Source organism: Modestobacter marinus (assembly GCF_019799945.1).
Taxonomy (GTDB): domain Bacteria; phylum Actinomycetota; class Actinomycetes; order Mycobacteriales; family Geodermatophilaceae; genus Modestobacter; species Modestobacter marinus_B.
This window is the reverse complement of the sequence record NZ_JABGCH010000210.1, coordinates 1-547: the sequence shown is the minus strand read 5'-3', so window position 1 is coordinate 547 and position 547 is coordinate 1. Positions and strand designations below refer to the sequence as shown.

Sequence of the window (547 nt, the reverse complement as noted above, 5' to 3'; positions counted from 1 at the left end):
CTTCCGAGTCAACCCATTAATAACCCTAGGGGAGTGCATTTGGCTGAGAGTTCGTCTTCACAGGACTCTCAATTTTTTGATGATGTAAAAGCTGTCACCACCTTGAGGAATGGTAAGGTTGTCGACAATAGGGTTGGGGATAAAGTGATTGAGGATGAGGGTGTGTCTAGAGCGTCTTTGTCTGAAAAAGTGAATGAAAAGAAAAAGAGTGAGAATGAGAAAGGGAAGAATATAGTGAGTGAGCCTAAGAGGGATAACTTTCCCTCTAATTCTGATGATCCAGTGGCATCCTATGTGCCTAAGGCTCCGTTTCCATCGGCATTAGTCGCGCCAGTGAGAGGGAAAAAGAAAGGCGCGTCTTTGAGTGAGATGTTAGAGGTGTTTAAGCAAGTTCACATTAACCTACCCCTCTTAGATGCCATTAAGCAGATTCCCTCGTATGCCAAATTCCTGAAGGACCTATGTACTCAGCAGCGCAAGGAGCGTGTGCATTTCCCTAAATCAGCGGTCCTTTCAGATGTAGCTAGTGCTGTGGTTCAGTACCACG

The 547-nt window shown here is 45.5% G+C and carries 1 protein-coding gene; it reads left to right on the top strand.

All coding sequences use genetic code 11. The annotated features are described in order from the left end of the window. Positions 1-39 precede the first annotated feature (39 nt). Positions 40-547, top strand: a 508-nt coding sequence (locus HK417_RS24670; RefSeq protein ID WP_222273518.1) for a hypothetical protein, incomplete at its 3' end; no start/stop codon positions are given.